General features: G+C 69.5%; 1 protein-coding gene. It reads right to left on the bottom strand.

Annotated elements, in window-relative coordinates:
- The coding region (locus DK459_RS07520) for a methyl-accepting chemotaxis protein (RefSeq protein ID WP_233256778.1) at positions 1-305 on the bottom strand (305 nt) is incomplete at both ends.

Raw genomic sequence — 305 nt, 5'->3', positions numbered from 1 at the left:
TGCGAACCGGCGCCCACCTTGCTCACCGAGTCCTCGATCAGGCCCTTGATCTCCTTGGCCGCCTGCGCGCTGCGCTGCGCCAGCGAGCGCACTTCGCCCGCCACCACCGCGAAGCCCTTGCCCTGCTCGCCCGCGCGGGCCGCTTCCACCGCCGCGTTCAGCGCCAGGATGTTGGTCTGGAACGCGATGCCGTCGATCACCGACACGATTTCCGAGATCTTGCGCGAGCTGGCCGAGATGCCCTGCATCGTGTTGACCACCTCGGCCACCGCCGAACCGCCGCGCTCGGCAACATCCGACGCGCT

It is taken from the genome of Achromobacter sp. RW408 (assembly GCF_003184165.1).
GTDB classification, from domain to species: Bacteria; Pseudomonadota; Gammaproteobacteria; order Burkholderiales; family Burkholderiaceae_B; genus Achromobacter; species Achromobacter xylosoxidans.
Note: the sequence above shows the minus strand (reverse complement) of the source record. Positions and strands in the feature narration are given on the sequence as shown.